The organism is Paenibacillus sp. cl141a (genome assembly GCF_900109305.1).
Lineage (GTDB): Bacteria > Bacillota > Bacilli > Paenibacillales > Paenibacillaceae > Paenibacillus_AQ > Paenibacillus_AQ lautus_A.
The window spans coordinates 123,437-140,982 of record NZ_FNZO01000011.1; the positions used below are offsets into that span (position 1 = coordinate 123,437).

Sequence of the window (17,546 nt, forward strand, 5' to 3'; positions counted from 1 at the left end):
AGGGGAACACGCATGAGTTCACGTATGCAAGGCAGCACGCTTCAGTTGGAAGCGGATGTGCTGGTCATTGGCGGTGGCCCGGCCGGAGCATGGGCAGCTTTAACGGCTGCGGCGAAAGGCAGCAATGTCGTGCTGGCGGATAAGGGCTTCTGCGGATCAAGCGGGGCAACGGCGCCGTCGGGCACGGGCGTATGGTACGTGGAGCCTGAAGCGCGGCAGCGCCAGGAAGCGAAGATGAGCCGGTATTTGATGGGCGGACGCTTAGCCGAGAATGAGTGGATGGATCGGGTGCTGGAACAAACCTACGAGAATATGAACCGCCTTGGCGGCTGGGGGTATTCGTTCCCGGTCGATCCGGATGGCGGCATATTCCGGCGCGGCTTGCAGGGACCGGAGTATATGCGTCTCATGCGCAAGCTGGTAAAAAGAGCCGGCGTCAAAATACTCGACCACAGCCCAGCGCTGGAACTTCTGGCGGATGAACACGGAGTGGGGGGCGCTGCTGGCGTAAGCACGCAGGGCGGCGATCCCTGGAGAGTCACCGCGGGTGCCGTTGTCATCGCAACCGGCGGCTGCGCCTTCCTGAGCAAAGCGCTGGGATGCAACGTGTTGACCGGTGACGGCTATCTGATGGCGGCCGAGGCCGGGGCCGAAATGTCGGGCATGGAGTTCTCCAACGCCTACGCCATATCGCCAACGTTCTCCTCGGTGACCAAAACGGCGTATTACCGTTATGCAAGCTTTTACTACGAGGACGGCACGGTGGTAGAGGGAGCGGGCTCGACCAAGGGACGTTCCGTCATTGCCAAAAAACTGCTGGAGAACCGACAGGTATATGCCCGATTGGATCAGGCACCCGCCGATCTGCAGCCGCTGCTCCGGGTGGCGCAGACGAATTTTTTCCTGCCGTTTGACCGCATGGGCATCGACCCGTTCAAGGATATGTTCCCGGTCACGCTTCGGCTCGAAGGGACGGTGCGCGGGACCGGGGGCATTCATATCGTGGACGAAACGTGCGCCACGAAGGTCCCCGGCTTGTATGCCGCCGGAGACGCCGCAACGAGGGAGCTGATCTGCGGCGGATTTACCGGAGGCGGCAGCCACAATGCCGCCTGGGCGATGTCTTCCGGCAGCTTTGCGGGCGAAGGCGCGGCGGACTATGCCATCGCTAGGACGGCATGCCGCTAAACGCGAGGTGCACGGATTGTCTTCGGCTCCGATCGTGTCTTCCGGTACCTACGGCTCGCTGCAGGAAAAGCCGCCGATTGCCGCGGAGGAATACATTCGGGCGGTGCAGGAAGAGGTCATGCCTTATGACCGGAACCTGTTCCGTACGGATGAGGGACTTCGGGATTCGTTGCAACGGCTTGATGGCGTATGGAAATCGATCCGGCAAGAACCCATCCATCTTGATTATCAGGCGGTGAAGAAACGCGAGGCAGCGGCCATGGCTGCAACCGCCCGCTGGATGTACCGCTCGGCGCAGGCCAGGACGGAAACGCGGGGAATGCATAAGCGGGTTGATTATCCGGAGCTGGACGAGACGCAGCATTACCGCCTGATTACATCCGGGTTGGATGAAATCAGCGTCCGGGCGCAGCGCGTGAGCGGGGAGGCGGTTTCCCTTTGATCGAGCTGATCAGCGATGCCAGATGCGTGCAGTGCAATTTGTGCGTCTCCGTATGTCCGACCAACGTATTTGATACAGTCGATAACGATGTGCCTGTCATTGCGCGCCAGAACGATTGCCAAACCTGTTTTATGTGCGAGCTCTATTGTCCGGCGGACGCGATGTACGTCGCGCCTCATCCGGACCGGCTCAGCGGGCTAAGCGAGGCGGAGCTGGAGCAGGCCGAGCTGTTGGGGGGCTACCGCGAGAAGGTGGGATGGGGACCCGGCCGAACGTCCATATCCAGCCATGCGTTTCTGGCTCAGCTCGCGAAGCGTTCTGTTCCTTAACCGTCAGTCTGCCCCTTTTTCAGGCAGCTCCACTCTTCCCGTCTGCATGGGAAGCATGATCTGGGGCTCATTGAGGCCAGGGCTTGCCGGGGATTCCATGAAGCCCCGTAAGAAGCTAGAGGCGCAAGAAGCGAAAGCGAGGCAATGCCATATCGAGATGGGATCTGTGAGGGGAGAGAAATCGAATGGAGAATCGAAACGTTAAGCAACACAAGCGAAAGCGGTACGCGATTTTATTGACGCTGGTGGCGGCGGCGCTTGCTTTTTCGCAGGGCTGCGGCACCAAAGATCAAATAACGGAGGCATCAAGCTCCGGCGTGCCGAAGACGCTCAATTACGGATATATAGGAACCAATGCCCTGAATGTGCCTGGAGGCGCCGAGGGTTGGGGGTTCCATAAGGGCATTATTCAGGAAGAGCTTAAGAAGCACGGGATTGAAACGGTAAACCTGACCGCCTTTCCCAACGGTCCGGATTTGAGCGAATCGCTGATCAGCGGTCGCTTGGACTTTGGCAGCTTGGGCGATACGCCGGCCATCCTGTCACGTTCAACGGGAGCGAAGACCAAGGTCATTACCCAAGGCTCGACCGACAGCATCGGGTACCTCGTGGCGAAGAAGGGTGGCCCGTCTTCCCTGGAAGAGTTAAAGGGAAAGACGGTAGCCACTCAAAAAGGCTCCTTCCACCACCGATACTTGGCCGGTCTTTTGAAGAAAGAGGGGCTGGCTGAGGATGTGAAGGTCATCCACCTGCTTCGCGTGGATGCGGAGGCTGCCCTGGCCCGCGGGGAAATCGACGCGATGACCAATACCGGCGTGTATACACTCAAACAAATCGATGAAGGCTATACGCTGCTGGACGATGCCACCAAGCATCCCGAGCTGTACGGAACCAGCGTAACCGCGGTGTCGGAGGATTATCTGGCGAAATATCCGGATTTCGCCAAGGCATGGAATGAAGCCCGTTCCAAGGCGCTAGAGGATTTAAAGCAGCATCAGGAGGAGTACTATGCGTTTCTGGCTGAATTGCAGAGCACGAAGGTGGAGTACGTGAAGAAGGTAAGCCCGATCGAGCTGATTAAGGAGGTTCCATTTACCGAGGAAGGGCTGCAACTGCTGGAGGGAACGAAGGCCTTCCTGGTCGAAGAGAAGCTGGCGGAAACCGATTTTGCATTGGACGATTGGCTGATCAAGCCTTAACCAAGCTTAGACCAAGCTGTATTACAATAACCCGCAAAGGGTAAGGAGAGATGATCTTATGACCAGACCTGATCCAACCGTAATCGTATCAGCCCTGTCGAAGCGGACGGTGGCGGAACAAACGCGCCGTCCCGAATATCCGGTGCATGCCCACTTTGTGAATCGATGGTCTTCGAGGGCCTTTGACTCCCGTCCGGTCGAAGAGGATGTGCTGTATACCGTCTTGGAGGCGGCCCGGTGGGCACCCTCCTCGGGCAACGGGCAGCCGTGGCGGTTTATCGTCGCCCGAACAGAGGAGGAGCGGGAGCGATTCCGGTCCTTTATCCGTCCCGGAAACCGCGTGTGGAGCGATCGCGCGCCGGCACTTGTCCTGCTCGTTTCCTACACGCTGAATGCCAATGGGGAACCGGGCGGAAGCCACGCGTTTGATGCGGGGGCTGCTTGGGGAATAATCGCTTCGCAGGCTGCTTTGCTTGGGCTGAATACTCGCGCGATTGGCGGCTTCGACCATAGGCTTGCCCGCGAAGTCCTGCATATTCCGGAAGAATATGATCTGCATGCGGTCATAACACTTGGATACCGCGGGGATAAATCGGTGCTGCCGGAGACGCTGCAGGAACGGGAGGTCCCTACGGACCGACGATCCTTGAATGAACTGGTGCATGAAGGAGTATTTCAGGCTAAGGAATGATGCCCGGCCACTCCGCTCGAAAAACCGTTCCTTGGTTAACCGTGCTGTCCACGCTCATTTGGCCGCCATGAGCGTTCATGATGGACTGGGTGATGGACAGTCCAAGACCGGCACCGCCGTGCTGCCGGGTCCGGGATTCATCGATGCGGTAGAACCGCTCGAACAGATGGGGCAGATGCTCCTTCGAAATCCCGGCTCCATTGTCGCTGACCCGCAGTACGGCGTGGTCCTTGGTTTTATCCACCGTAACGGTAATCCGCCCTGTGTCGGAATCGGTATGCTGTACCGCATTATGGAACAGGTTGTAGATGACCTGCTTGATCTTGTCGGGGTCACACTGGCACAGCACGGCTGCCGCTTGAATCGTTACGTTCCTGCCTTGAGCCAGCATCCTGAGATGGGGCTCCATCTCTAGCAGCAGCCGATCCAGCCGGGTATCCTGCAGATGAAGCTCCGGCTTACGGTCAAGTTTGGCCAACAGAAGCAAATCCTCGACCAATTTCTTCATGCGCTTCGATTCGCCGTGCATGCTGGACAGTGCTGCATGGAGCTGATCCTTGTTGTCGGCGGCGCCGCGGCCAAGCACCTCCAGAAAGCCGTGAATCGAAGTAAGCGGCGTGCGCAGCTCATGGGAAGCATCGGCAATAAACCTCTGCATCTGCTCTTTCGCCTCGCGTTCCGCTTCAAACGCTCCCTCAAGCCTATTCAACATGCCGTTAAACGATTGGGCCAAGCGGTCAATCTCCTGCTGACCCTGCATGGCCGGAAATCGCTCCGCCAAGTTTCCGGCATCCGTTCGTTCCACTGTTTCGACCATTCGGCTTAGCGGGTTAAGCGTCCTGCGCAGCAATGGCAGGTACAATGCAACCCCGCCAGCCATGGCAAGCAAAGCCAGCGCGGCAAATATCAGCAGCTGCCGCAGCAGAACGGCATGGAGCGGCTGCGTATCCATTCCAAGCTGCAGTATACCGGAAGGGCTGTTAGGGCTGCCGTAAGGGCGAAAAACAACGATCTGTTCGGTGCCGTGGGCATCGTCAATCACTTCGTACGGAACGGGCCGACGCTCTTTGAATTGCTCCAGAATCGAGGTATAAGCCTCTGCTGCCAGCTGCGGCGCGGACAGACCGTTGTCACTGGCCAGGTCGGTGTAGCTTCCGTTCGTTGCGATCTTGGCAAGCGACATATTCGGCAGAAAGAGCAGAGGTCTATCCTCCTGGCGGGGCATGCCCGCATGGGCGTCGTAATTCGGAACAGAAGGCCGGTTATGTTGCACGCGATCAGGCTCCCACATCTCCACGGGGATAGAGCGGACCTGAAGCGAAAGCGCCTCGGCCTGATTGCGGAACAGGGCGTTTTTCATCAGTACATATTGCAGCGCTCCGATCAGCACGAGCAGAAGCGCCAAGACGAGAAGGGAACGCGACAGGAGCTGCGTGCGCAGAGACGTTGGCCGAGATGCGCGTATACGGTTTCGGAAACTCATGGCAAATCCACCCGGTAGCCGGCTCCGCGAAGCGTGCGAATGACCCGATGCTCCTTGTCCCCAAGCTTCTCTCGCAGAGATCGGATATAGACCTCCACGATGTTATCCTCTCCCCCAAAGTCATAATCCCACACAATATTCAATATGTTCGATTTGCTCAGAACGCTGCCGTGTTTGGTCACAAGCAGTTTGAGCAGTTTATATTCCGTAGGGGAAAGCTCCAAGGCTACTCCCAGGTATGAAATTTCTTTCTTGCGGTCATCGATGGTGAATGGCCCAAGCCGGATTTCGCCAAGCAGGCTCGGGAACTGATTGCGGAGCCGAGCTTGAATGCGGGCCAGCAGCTCTTCAAAACTGAAGGGCTTGGCCATGTAGTCGTCCGCTCCGGTCATAAGGCCCGTTACACGGTCATCGATCTCATCCTTCGCGGTGAGCATTATGACCGCAACATCCCGGCCTTCCTCCTTCAAACGTCTGCACACCGCAAGACCGTCCATTCCCGGCATCATCACATCCAGAACGATGACATGCGGTTCGAAGCAGACGGCTTCCCTTAATGCACATTCTCCATCGGAGGCCGTGCGCACCTCAAACCCTTCATTTTGGAGACCAAGCTCCAGAAATTGCAGTATATGCGGCTCGTCATCCACAAGCAAAACGCGAATACGATGCATGGATCCCATGACAAAACTCCTCTTCTTTCATTCCTTCAACTTTATCATACGTGACGTAGCTGAATGAATTCTGAACGCGAACTGAAAATAAACTGAAAAATGATTCGCAAATATGCATTCTCAAATCAGGGAATTTAAGGATGTTGATATCTGTTCGGTTATCGTTAATACTATCTTAAAGCCAAGACAATCAATGCAGCACCTGTTCAAGATCCATCATGGATGGGTGAAAGGAGGAGACTGGACATGATAGGAAATGTATATCCACCCGAGAATCAGGGCAAGGGCTCACTCGATGGAGGAAGGATAACGGAGTTGAAGCCGATCGGTTTCTCCGGAGAAGGGTCAGCCGTGACCCGGGTAGGGCCTCTTTTCTATTGGTCCTGGTTTCGTGCGCCCGTCGAAGGCTATATCGCGTCTCATCCCCATCAGGGTTTTGAAATCGTGACTTATATGATTCAGGGAAAGTGCGACCATGAGGATTCGCATGGTACGCACAGCATAATAGGGCCAGGAGGCCTGCAATTGATGAGGGCAGGTTCCGGACTTACGCATGAGGAACTTCTGACCGGGCCGGATGCAGAAGGATTCCAGATTTGGTTTGAGCCGTATCTTCGCGATTCATTGAAGCAAAACCCGGCCTGTCGTCAGTATCGTCCGGACTCTTATCCGGTAACCCGCATCCAGGGGGGATTGGTCAAAACAATGATCGGCGGTTCCGCCCCAACCGATCTGTCCGTGGACGTGAAGATGCTCGATATTCAAATTCTGGCCGGGCACGAAGCACGATATGAACTGAAAACCGGCAGGCGCGCGGCTGCGCTAGCCGTAAGGGGAGCCGGCAGCTTTAGCACGGAAGAGGATAGCCTCATGTTTCATCATCGGGACTTTATGGTAATCGATACGGTGCCAGGTGAGACGATAAGCCTTAAGGCGCAAGAGAATGTCAGGGTCATCCTGATTGACGTACCGGAAAACCCTGGATATCCGCTCTATTCCAAGCGGCCATAGGGTCAAAAGTTTACAATATTGTAGTGGAATGAAATTGAGATGGTACGATAAACTAGAGCCTGTCAGATGGGGTATCCGTCTGATCAGGCTTTTTTTTAAAAAAAAGTATGACAGGGAATAGAGGTCATCTTCCACGCAGCAATCGCAAGGAAAAATACATATATTTGGTAAGCAGAAAGACCCAACAAAGAAATCCGGACTTCTTTAGGCCGGATTGGTTGGGTTATTTTGGCATGTTTTTTTGCTATAATAATCTATTTATACTAAATTTAAGTATAATAAGAGACTAAAGTCCTCCTCTTTACCAATAGTTGGCATGTGTTTTTGTGAGGATGGTAGCATGCGTCCCGAGATATAGCCTGTCTATAATGATTGCGGGATCACGAAAATGACATTTTCGTCATTCCACAATCAACGAGATGGGGGAGATCGTTATTTTCTCGAAAAAAAGATTTAAACAATTGATGGCCGGAGCGCTGTTATCAGCAGCGGTTCTTGGTTCTTATGGATATGGGTCCGTGAATGAAGTGTCTGCTGCCAGCGTGCAGTCTGTAACCAAAGGTGTAGCAAGCTCGAATGTGTACATGCGCAATAAGCCTTCGACTTCGGGTAAAGTCGTTGACCGCGTGCATAAGGGTGAGCGCGTTCAAATTCTGGGCAAGAGCTCAAGCTGGTATAAGATCAAAACTTCGGACGGCAAGCAAGGATATGCTTCGTCTAAATATATTAACCAAAGCAGCGGATCTTCTAACACTTCCGGCAATTCGGGAAGCACGGCGCCTTCTGCGAGCGCAAGCGTTGAAAAAGTAATCAGTGCAGGCATGAAGTATCTGGGCACGCCGTACGAATTCAGTTCTAACCGCAATTCAACGAGTACCTTTGACTGCTCGGCATTTGTTCGCCGCGCATTCATGGACGGCGCTAACATTACGTTGCCAAGCGATTCCCGCAAGCAAGGGCAGTACGTCAAAGATAAAGGAACGGCTGTTTACAACGTCAATCAATTAAAGCGCGGGGATCTGGTATTCTTCATGAGCTACCGAGGTTCATCAGCATCCGCTTATGCCGGATTGGACAAGTCCAAACAGCGGATTACGCACGTAGCGATCTATCTGGGAGACAACAAGCTGCTGCATACGTACTCGAAACAATCGGGCGGGGTCCTCGTAGGTAACTTCGGCGATTCTTGGAAACACCGCTTCATGCACGGCGGAAGCGTACTATAAAACATCGTTCCAAGGTTAGAATAAAAACAGAAGGACTGTCCGGTTGGGAGATCTGAACGATCTTTAACGGGCAGTCCTTTGTGTTATGCGATTTGCATTTCGCTTTCGATTTCAGTAAGGTGGACAGTAGGAACGGGACAACAGCATGAAGATAGGAACAGGAGGGACGATGATGAACGGTGGGCAGCGTTCCAATATCAGACCGGGGCTTGAGGTTGATATCGTACTGAAGCAGGACCAGAGAACGGGCAAATTAACCCGCGGCGTGGTCAAAGATATTTTGACCAATTCGCCCAACCATCCGCACGGCATTAAAGTACGTCTTCAGGACGGCCAAGTGGGACGGGTGAAGAACATTTACGAGTCGTAACATTCGATGCGGTTCGAGACTAAAGGCCATAGGCTGCCTGGGATATAGCAAACCAAAAGCCGCATCCAAAACTTCGCAAATCTGAGGAGTTTTGGATGCGGCTTTTTTGCATTTCCATGCAACATTGCTCACAATCCATCCGTCTGGAGGTTGAGGTGAACAAAAAAGATGAGAAGATACCTTTATATGGGGTTTATCTTGATGTTGATGTTAACGGGCTGCGCGAAGCAGGAGACGCAGGGGGCAGATCCGACTGGACCTTCATTGAATAAAGCTGCCAGGGGGAATCAGGCGGAGATTACCGACGGGGACTTCGTGTATCGACTCGTTAGCGAGAAAGAAGAGTATGAACAGGGAGATCAAGTTCAAGTATACGGGGAACTGGAGTATATCGGCGAAGAGGATGAGATTACGATCGGCCATGCGGCCTCCGCTTTTTATTTCCCGATGAAAGAGCTCACAAGAGACTACAACATCAGTTATGCCATGAACGAGCCCTATATTACAACCAAGCTGAAAAAGGGCAAGCCGCTGCGCGAATATTACGAAATCGGCGGTGGATACGACAGCAGGGACGACAAGAAATTCAAAGATTTCATCCATTCGCTGAAGGATGGTTTTCCGGGCGGGCGCTACGTCGTCTACGGATCCGCGGATTTCGTGATTGATTCCATGTCGCAGGGCGCGAGTCAGAGCGGTTCGAACGGGGAAGAGCCAAAGCGCTATAAGATACAAGCCGAGATCGAATTCAGCGTAAGCGAGGAGAAGGAATAAAGCAATAGAGGGGTAACCTGCAGATTCTAGGAACCTGCGGGTTACCCCTTTTAGCATGCTTATTGGAAGCCTTGACCCTGATGTGTGTTAGGAAAACCTTGTTGGCCGTATGAAGGCTGAATATGCTGTGTTTGGTTGTGGGCTTGTACAGAGTACTCCACTTGTTTAACGATCTGGGAGATTTGCTGATACTGCTGCATCGCCTGTTGATGGCCTTGAAGGGCAGTTTGGATCATCTGCGCCGCTTGACGCTCACGCTGAGCGAGTTCCTCGAGTCGGGCTGCATTTTGCTGCTCTTGCTGCATCAGCTGCTGGTACATAGCCGAACCCTGCTGCGTTTGCTGGGTCAGCTGCTGAAGAATTTGCTCGCACTGACGAATTTGCTGCGAAATTTGCGAGTTGTTGTTATTCATTGGATACATGGCGTGTATTCCTCCTAAGAATTGTGGTTTCAAATCCTTGGTTAGTGTACGGAAGAATACGTCAAATCATCCTGAATTATAATGTGAGCTGCCCTTCCAATATATGGACAAAATCCTCCAAAAAGGCCTGATCCTCTTGGTCGAAACGGTTCTTGAGCGGACTATCGATATCCAGAACGCCATACAATGCGCCATCCACCATCATGGGCACCACAATCTCGCTGTTCGAAGCCGCATCGCAGGCAATGTGCCCCGGGAACTCATGTACATCGGCTACAAGCAGTGTCTGCTGTTTAGCCGCAGCGGTTCCGCAAACTCCACGATTCATCGGAATCCGGATGCAAGCGGGCAGTCCTTGGAATGGCCCGAGCACCAGCTCTTTGCCATCATACAGATAGAAGCCGACCCAATTCGTATCGGACAGGAACTGCTTGAGCAGCGCAGATGCATTGGACAAGTTGGCAATGGCATTCGGCTCGTCGTGGATAAGTGCTTTCAACTGATTCAGGACCTGGGCGTATTGCTCGCTCCTAGTGCCTTCATAGGGTGTGTTTTGAAACATGGATATCCGCCCTTCCTTCATTTGCGTTGATTCATTCACCTTAGTATAAGTATATGATATTCGTCAAGGGACAAGCCACTGGGAAGAAAGAGTCCGGCGAATCCGGCTGATTCCTGACCATGCCGGAGGGGTAATGTATGACATGACCAGGTATCAATTCAATCAGGTGGAGGGAGAGAAGATCGAATGCGCGCAGACGTTCAGAATTTGTTTATCGGTATTCATATGCTCTATCACGCCCATGAGCGGGACCTTACGATCAGCGAGATGCAGCCCGAGCTGGAGCGTCATGGATATAAGGTCGGCGACCGGGAGGTTAAGCATGAACTTGAACGCTTGACCGAGGAGAACTTCCTGACCGCGCACGGTGAGGGGTACAGCCTCACGGGAGCCGGGATCGAGGAGTTCAAGGAAATCCAGATCAGGCTTAAGGAGCTTTGCGATGAAGTGCTTAAACCGGTGAACCCGAAAAAGGCCGATTCCATGGCGTAGGGCAGATAACAGCATAACAATTGAAAAAAGCCCCCGACTCACGCGGATCCAGCGTGTGGTGAGGGGGCTTTTTGAGCCGCCGTTCTATACCGTCTCAAGGGATCCGTCCAGCTCCAGCTGGAAGGTATTTTGGGCTGGCGCTGCTTCCGGCTGCGCTGCGCGGGCAGCTTCCGGCAGCGGTGCCTGGACGGGTTGATCTATATGTTCACGAAGGAAAGAGTGCACGCCTTCCCGATATTGCTCGGGATCCACATGATAAGCGTTCGCATGGATAGCGCCTTCGATAAGAAGAAGTTTTTTCGGGTCCGGTTTGGCTTCGTACATCTCGATGCTCATTCGGGTAGGCACGTAATTATCCTTGGTGCCATGGATGAACATAACCGGAAGCGTGCTGTTCCGAACAGCACGGATCGGGCTGACCTGATCGAGGCTGAACCCGGCTTTGCGCCGAATTCTGGCGTTTACCCAGGACAGGAACGGCACGGAGGGGATTTTGTTGATGCGCGTGAGCTGATGCCGCATTAAATCCGTCAAATCGGAATACGGGCAATCCGCAATGACAAGCTTGACCTGCGGATCGGCAATGGATAAATACTCCAGCACGGTTCCGCCTCCCAGCGACTGTCCATGAAGCCCGATCGCCACATCCTCGCCGTACTTGCGGGTAATCCAGCGCACCCACGCCTGCACGTCGTGTTTCTCATAATAACCGTAGGTGGTATAGCGTCCTTCGCTTCGTCCATGCCGGCGCTGATCGATCAGGAGCACGTTGTAACCCTCTTCCGTAAACAAATCAATGAATTGGGTGGAGACGGCTCGCGAACCGGTATAGCCGTGGGCAAGAAGCATCCAATGCTTGGAGCCGGGATTGTTTAGAATGGCTGCGCCGCACAGCTTCAACCCGTCAAAGCTCTTGATCGCCACTTCGTTCTTTTGAAGCGATTCATATTTCTCTCTGCTGTACAGTCCGGCTTTTTCCAGCACCGTGAACAGCTTGAGGTCATTCTTTACGCGCATCCGCGTAATCTGCAGATATCCGATTTGCGTGATGGCAGCGGCGATGACAACGACGGTGAACAGCAAGACAATCGCGATATACATACTCAGATGACTTCCTCCTTCTTCCGCACTGTACAAGGGAGCCGTGACAAGCATATTGACGGAAGCCTCCCGAATCCATCAATATATATACATCCAGCTCATAGATGTTGATGGGGGACCAGGATACGGATTGATTTTCGCTATACTCTTTTATACACGCACATAGTATCACCGGAAACAGCCGATGCAAGTCAGTTTTTTTGCGAGGGGTGGAATACCATGTACAGATGCGAAGGAATCGTTCCGGAAATGAAGGGGCGGCGGATCCGGCTGCGAAGGATGGAGGCGGCGGATGCGGAAGCGATGCTCGGCTGCTGGTCCGATCCCGCGGTAACCGCCTTTCTGGATATGCCCGTCATGGATTCAGCCGAGGACGCAAAGGCACTGATTGAGTGGCTGCAACGGCTTGCCGAGCAGGACGAAGCCATTCGCTGGGGCATCGAGATCACCGAAACAGGCCAATTGATCGGCAGCTGCGGATTTAATATTTGGCAGCTGGAGGGCGCGTTCAAGGGCGAGTTTGGGTGTGAGCTGGCAAGCCGTTATTGGGGGAAAAGCTATATGGCCGAGGCGGCCGAACTGGTTGCGGCTTTCGGGTACGGGTCCATGGGACTAAATCGAATCGAGGCTTTCGTCGATTCGAGAAATGAGCGTGCATGCCGATGGTTTGCGAAGAATGGTTATATGCGCGAGGGAGTACTTCGCGATTATCGCCTAACGTCCGGCGGTTATGTCGATGCCGTCGTTTTTTCGCGATTGAGAAAAGATTGGAACACGCTATAAGAGAGGCAGGTGTTGGAATTTGCTGATTCAATATGAGAAGGGCGGCACGCTTCTTCATCGATATGATCCTTTAAGCAAGCTGGTGATTCTGTTCTGTACAGCGGTAATCGCCATGCTGCTCGACCAAGCCTGGCAGCAGGCGTTGTTTCTCCTGTTATGCATCGGCCAAGCCCGATTCGCCGGCCGGGTGTCTTACAAGCGTCTGCTGGGAGGGATCCGGCTCATTGCAATCGTTGCGGTACCCTACTTCATTCTGACCAGCTTGACGGTCCAAGGGGACACCGTATGGCTGCAGTGGGGGCCCATCACCCTGACGGTTGAGGCTCTGAACGCCGCGGGTGCCATGTCGCTCCGGATGTTTACGTTGTTTCTGACCTCGATGGCGTATATCTTGACGACGGATCCGAGAGAACTGGTTGCCGAGCTGACCAGACGTCTTCGAATCCCTTACCGGTTCGCGTTTGGCGTATCCGCTGCGCTGACCTTCATTCCGCTGTTGGAGGAGGAGGGTGCCCATATTCTGGCTGCCCAGCAGGTAAGGGGCCATCGACCGCCCAAGGGACTCGGAAGCCGCATCGGCTACGGATTGAAGTTTGTTTCGGCTGTCCTGCTTAATGCGCTGCGTCGTGTTCAGCAAACGGCGGGCGCAATGGAATCCAAAGGATTTGGGGCATACCCGGACCGAACCTATCGCACGGAGGTTAACATTCCTTCATGGGCGGTTGCATCGGCAGTTATGTATGTACTGGCAACGGTTTTCGTGTGGTGGATTGCCTGAATTGTTAACCTGAATAAACAAAAAATAGGTTGACGTTATGAGCGGAAGTGTGCAAAATATGAAAAGAAGCGTTGACGAACGCTAGCACAGCCGCCGACGGCGGCTGGTATGAAGGAGGACTACCTTTGAATTCATCATCACAGAAAAAATGGTTTGCTTTTACGACGCAGGAGATTATCCTGATGGCAATGCTTGCTGCCGTTAATGCCGTTCTCACCGTATACATAGGGCCGGTTAACAAACTGTTGAACAGTCTGGGCGGACCCATCGCCACTTCGACGACGACAGGAATCTACATGGTTTATGGACTCTTGGCTTACTACATCATTCGTAAACCGGGAACGGCGGTTGTCACGTTTGCCATCGGCGGCACGATTCAGGCTCTGACCGGTACGGTATACGGCATAGCTTCGTGTTTTGTGGCCGCAGGCTGCTACATGATCGTGGCGGAGACGATTTTCGCGATCTACCGATACAAAAAGTGGAGCGCCGGCGCTCTCATGCTGGTTGGCGGAGCGATGGTACCGCTCTGGTTCCTGTTCGCAGCCAACATGTTCGGGTATACGTCCTGGCCGATCGAAGTGCTTGGCATTGCGTTGGTGGTGCGTATTCTGAGCGGCGTTCTCCTCTGCGGCCTGTTAACCAAGGTTTTAGGCGAGGCGTTAGTGAAGACGGGCCTGCTTCGCCGGTTCGCCGTCGCCGTCAAGGGATAGCCCGATGTCGGGAACAAGGGTGTCATGCCGGGGACTGGGATTCCGCTATGACGGAGAGGAACGTCCGGTTATCCACGATATGAATCTGGACATAGTCGAGAACGATTGGGTCGCGATTCTTGGTGCCAGCGGCAGCGGGAAGTCAACGCTGTGCCAGCTGCTATGCGGCCTTCTTCCGCGGAGCGGCGGAGGCGCAAGAACGGGGGAAGTGCTGCTGGACGGCATGGATCCTGCAGCGGCGCCGACAGCCGATGTAGCCGATGCGGTCGGGGTGCTGTTTCAGGATCCGGATGCCCAGCTCGTTCAAGGGATCGTCGAGGACGAAGCGGCCTTCGGTCCTGAAAATATGCGGGTTCCGCCCGCGGAAATCGAGGAGCGGGTGGTGCAGTCCCTTGCGGCGGTCGGGCTGCTTCACCGCCGGACCGATCCGGTGCGCAGCCTGTCCGGCGGACAGCGGCAGCGCACGGCCTTGGCCGCGGTGCTGGCGCTGCGCCCGGGGCTCTTCGTCTTCGACGACGCCTGCGCCAGCCTGGATGCCGCGGCGCAGGCGAACTTCCTGCAGCTGTGCCATAAGCTGCAGGCTGAGGGTCGGACGCTGATCACCGCGTCCGGCCGCTTTGACGATGTCGCGCGCGCCGCGGGGCGCGTCATCGTCCTGGACGGCGGCACCGTCGTGCAGGACGGGCCGCCGCAGGAGCTGCTGCACCGCTGCGGGGAGCAGCTGGTACAGCTGGGCTTGCTGCCTCGGCCCGCAGGCGAGGCAGCGAGTGCCGCCGCCGGGGACAAGCCTGTCCCGGCAACAACTCCCCCGCATCCGGCAGCGCGCCATGCGGAATTGCCGGTCCCCGCAGGTTCCGCTCCTGCGGCGGTATCCCATGCGGGCAAGCCAGTTCCTGCAGGTTCCGTACCTGCGGCGGAATCCCATGCAGAAGGCGCCAGGCCGTCTGCCGTCTCCCCGCTGCTCCAGATTAATTCGCTGACGTTTGCTTATCCCGGCGGCCGGGAGGCGCTGCGCGATATCAATGCGAAGATTGATCCCGGCGACTGGGTGCTGCTGACGGGGGAGAACGGGTCGGGCAAAACGACGCTCAGCCGTCTGATCATGGGCCTGCTGCCGGCTCCGGCAGGCAGCATACGCTGGCAAGGGGAAGATACGAAGGGAATGGCCGTCTACCGCAGGGCCAAGTTGATCGGCTACGTCTTCCAGCAGCCGGAATATATGTTTACGGCCCCAAATGTTTGGGAGGAGCTGATCTACAGCCTCCACGGCGGGATGTCCGTGAAGAAGCGCCCGGAGCTGACGGCCGGCCAGCAGCAGCGGGCGAGGTTTCTGTTAGAGATGGCGGGACTTACGGATCGGCTTCAAATGTCTCCTTATTTGCTTAGTCAGGGCGAGAAGCGTCTCTTAAGCATCATCAGCCAAATGATGCTGGAAAGATCGCTGTATATCCTGGACGAGCCGACCTCGGGAATGGACTATGCCGCCATCGGTAAAGTAACCGAGCTGTGCCGTTATGTCGTCGGTGAAGGCTCGGCCGTCCTGATGATCACGCACGATCCCGAACTCATGAAGCGGCATGCCACTTCCTGTATTCATCTGCGAAGCGGGAAAATGTCTGTGCAACCTTCGCGGTAACCTTTATAATAGAAATGTTACATGATGTGAAAGCGCTCCTGGTATCGGGAGGCGCTTTTATGCTGTTGGCCCCGGTTTTATCCTAATAGGATCAGCAGGGACAGGAGTCATGCCGGGGCCGTCTAGAGTAAAGGGGACGAAGGAACGTGGGTGTATTAAGACAAGACAAACGCAGTTATATCCTGGTCGGTATTTTGCTATCCACCTTTATGGCTGCGATCGAAGGAACGGTTGTCGGTCCGGCGGGTCCGGCCATTATCAGCAGCTTCGGGAGCGTAAGCCTGATGAGCTGGATTTTTACGGCCTATCTGCTGACGATGGCTGTAACGACGCCGATCTTCGGTAAAATAAGCGATTTATATGGACGCAAGCCCGTATTTTTATACGGCTCGCTGATCTTTCTCGTAGGCTCTTTGCTGTGCGGGCTGTCACAGAACATGACGCAGCTGATCATTTTCAGGGCAATCCAAGGGATCGGAGCCGGTGCGGTTATACCGGTGACCTTCACGATTGTCGGAGACATTTACAATCTGGAGGAACGAGGGAAGATCCAGGGGATGATCAGCTCCGTTTGGGGAATTTCCTCGCTGATCGGACCGCTGCTTGGCGGGTATTTCGTGGATTTCTTGTCCTGGCACTGGATTTTTGTTTTTAATGTTCCGTTCGGGCTGTTATCGATATGGCTGATTTTCCGTTATTTCCAAGAGGAGCGCAACGCCCGCGAAGTATCGATCGATTACGGGGGAGCGGCCCTGTTTACCGTGGGAATGACGGCGCTGCTGTTTGCGCTCGCGGTCGGCGGCGGAGAGAGCTATTCCTGGAATTCTCCGTTCATGCTCGGTCTGATGATCGGTTCCGTGGTGCTGCTCGCTGCGTTTCTGGTGGTGGAGAGCAGGGTGAAGGAGCCGATGCTGCCGCTCCATCTGTTCAAGATCCGGGATATTAGTGTATCGACGGTAGCCAACATTCTGGTAAGCGCGCTTATCATCGGGTTGACCACGTATTTGCCGCTGTGGATTCAAGGCGTTCGCGGCGGCAACGCCACCTTGTCGGGTCTGACGCTGGCCCCGATGTCGATCGGATGGCTGATCGGCTCGATCATCAGCGGTCGCCTGATCGTTAAATCCGGTTCCCGGAAAACGGCGATGATCGGCGTCGTGCTCCTAATAATCGGAGCGGTGGGGTTGGCGTTCATGCATAAGGATACGGCGCTGGGCGTACTGTTGGTCTTTACGTTCATTTATGGCGTCGGCTTCGGTTATATCTCCACCTTGTTTCAGATCATTGCGCAATCCTCGGTCGGCTATGAGGTTCGCGGAGCTTCTACGGCGCTGAACTCCTTCATACGGACGTTCGGTCAGACCGTGGGCGTAGCGGTGTTCGGATTATGGGTCAATGCGGGAATCGCGGGCAGGCTAGCCGCTGAGCCGGATGCGGCCGGCATTACGAGCGACGACATTAATAAATTGCTCTCCCCGCATGGAATGGCCGAACTGCCGGAAGGGTCAGGCAGCCTGCTGAGCGGAATACTGGAGGGAAGCCTCAATTCCCTGTTCGTGGTGATGGCCGTGATGGCGGTGATCTGTATGTTGATCGTGGCCGCCTTCCGCAATGCGCCCCCTGAACCGGAGGCGGGAGAGGAAAAACCGTCAAGCCATTGATCGATGGACTC

18 protein-coding genes and 1 pseudogene are annotated in these 17,546 nt (G+C 54.9%); 14 read left to right on the forward strand and 5 right to left on the reverse strand.

Annotation, left to right across the window (positions count from 1 at the left end; translation table 11 throughout):
* The first annotated feature begins 12 nt into the window (after window positions 1-12).
* The 4 genes and pseudogenes from BMX45_RS24630 (at window position 13) to BMX45_RS24645 (ending at window position 3,849) form a co-directional block, all read left to right on the forward strand.
* Window positions 13-1,630: pseudogene (locus BMX45_RS24630) on the forward strand (FAD-dependent oxidoreductase).
* A complete protein-coding gene (locus BMX45_RS24635) occupies window positions 1,627-1,959 on the forward strand; it encodes a 4Fe-4S binding protein (protein ID WP_090912693.1) in 333 nt (110 codons plus the stop codon). The pseudogene BMX45_RS24630 and the gene BMX45_RS24635 overlap by 4 nt, the downstream one beginning before the upstream one ends.
* A gap of 185 nt (window positions 1,960-2,144) precedes the next feature.
* Window positions 2,145-3,158: an ABC transporter substrate-binding protein gene (locus BMX45_RS24640; protein WP_090912695.1), complete on the forward strand. Its 1,014-nt coding sequence runs from the start codon at window positions 2,145-2,147 to the stop codon at window positions 3,156-3,158.
* 58 nt (window positions 3,159-3,216) lie between these two features.
* Window positions 3,217-3,849 (forward strand): nitroreductase family protein, encoded by a 633-nt coding sequence (locus BMX45_RS24645; protein WP_090912697.1) that lies wholly within the window; start codon window positions 3,217-3,219, stop codon window positions 3,847-3,849.
* Here BMX45_RS24645 and BMX45_RS24650 read toward each other — a convergent pair.
* Both BMX45_RS24650 and BMX45_RS24655 read right to left on the reverse strand, forming a co-directional pair.
* On the reverse strand, window positions 3,839-5,332 hold the full coding sequence (locus BMX45_RS24650) for a sensor histidine kinase (protein ID WP_090912698.1): 1,494 nt from the start codon (window positions 5,330-5,332) through the stop codon (window positions 3,839-3,841). The two genes, BMX45_RS24645 and BMX45_RS24650, sit on opposite strands and share 11 nt — an antisense overlap.
* Window positions 5,329-6,015 (reverse strand): response regulator transcription factor, encoded by a 687-nt coding sequence (locus BMX45_RS24655; RefSeq protein WP_090912700.1) that lies wholly within the window; start codon window positions 6,013-6,015, stop codon window positions 5,329-5,331. The genes BMX45_RS24650 and BMX45_RS24655 overlap by 4 nt, the downstream gene beginning before the upstream one ends.
* Before the next feature lie 237 nt (window positions 6,016-6,252).
* Between BMX45_RS24655 and BMX45_RS24660 the strand changes: the two genes are divergently transcribed.
* From BMX45_RS24660 to BMX45_RS24675, 4 genes are all read left to right on the forward strand, one after another.
* Complete coding sequence (locus BMX45_RS24660; RefSeq protein WP_090912702.1) at window positions 6,253-7,017, forward strand: pirin family protein; 765 nt, start codon at window positions 6,253-6,255, stop codon at window positions 7,015-7,017.
* 419 nt (window positions 7,018-7,436) lie between these two features.
* Window positions 7,437-8,243, forward strand: a complete 807-nt coding sequence (locus tag BMX45_RS24665) for a C40 family peptidase (protein ID WP_090912703.1) — start codon at window positions 7,437-7,439, stop codon at window positions 8,241-8,243.
* A gap of 172 nt (window positions 8,244-8,415) precedes the next feature.
* Window positions 8,416-8,613 (forward strand): YwbE family protein, encoded by a 198-nt coding sequence (locus BMX45_RS24670; RefSeq protein WP_006208161.1) that lies wholly within the window; start codon window positions 8,416-8,418, stop codon window positions 8,611-8,613.
* Between the two features lie 201 nt (window positions 8,614-8,814).
* Complete coding sequence (locus tag BMX45_RS24675) at window positions 8,815-9,387, forward strand: hypothetical protein (protein WP_254778245.1); 573 nt, start codon at window positions 8,815-8,817, stop codon at window positions 9,385-9,387.
* A 59-nt stretch (window positions 9,388-9,446) separates the two neighbouring features.
* On the opposite strand, the gene BMX45_RS24680 is transcribed toward BMX45_RS24675, so the two are convergent.
* Both BMX45_RS24680 and BMX45_RS24685 read right to left on the reverse strand, forming a co-directional pair.
* The gene (locus tag BMX45_RS24680; RefSeq protein WP_012818992.1) at window positions 9,447-9,809 is read right to left on the reverse strand and encodes a hypothetical protein; all 363 of its coding nucleotides are present in this window, start codon (window positions 9,807-9,809) and stop codon (window positions 9,447-9,449) included.
* 76 nt (window positions 9,810-9,885) lie between these two features.
* Window positions 9,886-10,371 carry a GAF domain-containing protein gene (locus BMX45_RS24685; protein WP_090912829.1) on the reverse strand — a complete coding sequence of 162 codons (486 nt, stop codon included), beginning with the start codon at window positions 10,369-10,371 and terminating at the stop codon, window positions 9,886-9,888.
* Window positions 10,372-10,557: 186 nt separating this feature from the next.
* Here BMX45_RS24685 and BMX45_RS24690 point away from each other — a divergent pair, with 186 nt between their 5' ends.
* Entirely contained in the window at window positions 10,558-10,863 is a 306-nt protein-coding gene (locus tag BMX45_RS24690; protein WP_009594879.1) for a hypothetical protein, read from the forward strand.
* Between the two features lie 84 nt (window positions 10,864-10,947).
* Here BMX45_RS24690 and BMX45_RS24695 read toward each other — a convergent pair whose 3' ends face one another.
* A complete protein-coding gene (locus tag BMX45_RS24695) occupies window positions 10,948-11,964 on the reverse strand; it encodes an alpha/beta hydrolase (protein WP_254778247.1) in 1,017 nt (338 codons plus the stop codon).
* A 219-nt stretch (window positions 11,965-12,183) separates the two neighbouring features.
* Here BMX45_RS24695 and BMX45_RS24700 point away from each other — a divergent pair, with 219 nt between their 5' ends.
* From BMX45_RS24700 to BMX45_RS24720, 5 genes are all read left to right on the forward strand, one after another.
* The gene (locus BMX45_RS24700; RefSeq protein WP_090912709.1) at window positions 12,184-12,747 is read left to right on the forward strand and encodes a GNAT family N-acetyltransferase; all 564 of its coding nucleotides are present in this window, start codon (window positions 12,184-12,186) and stop codon (window positions 12,745-12,747) included.
* A gap of 19 nt (window positions 12,748-12,766) precedes the next feature.
* Window positions 12,767-13,525: an energy-coupling factor transporter transmembrane component T family protein gene (locus BMX45_RS24705; RefSeq protein ID WP_090912711.1), complete on the forward strand. Its 759-nt coding sequence runs from the start codon at window positions 12,767-12,769 to the stop codon at window positions 13,523-13,525.
* Between the two features lie 125 nt (window positions 13,526-13,650).
* On the forward strand, window positions 13,651-14,238 hold the full coding sequence (locus BMX45_RS24710) for an ECF transporter S component (protein ID WP_090912713.1): 588 nt from the start codon (window positions 13,651-13,653) through the stop codon (window positions 14,236-14,238).
* A gap of 4 nt (window positions 14,239-14,242) precedes the next feature.
* Window positions 14,243-15,874 (forward strand): ABC transporter ATP-binding protein, encoded by a 1,632-nt coding sequence (locus tag BMX45_RS24715; RefSeq protein WP_090912715.1) that lies wholly within the window; start codon window positions 14,243-14,245, stop codon window positions 15,872-15,874.
* A 146-nt stretch (window positions 15,875-16,020) separates the two neighbouring features.
* Entirely contained in the window at window positions 16,021-17,535 is a 1,515-nt protein-coding gene (locus BMX45_RS24720) for an MDR family MFS transporter (protein WP_090912717.1), read from the forward strand.
* Window positions 17,536-17,546: the final 11 nt, after the last annotated feature.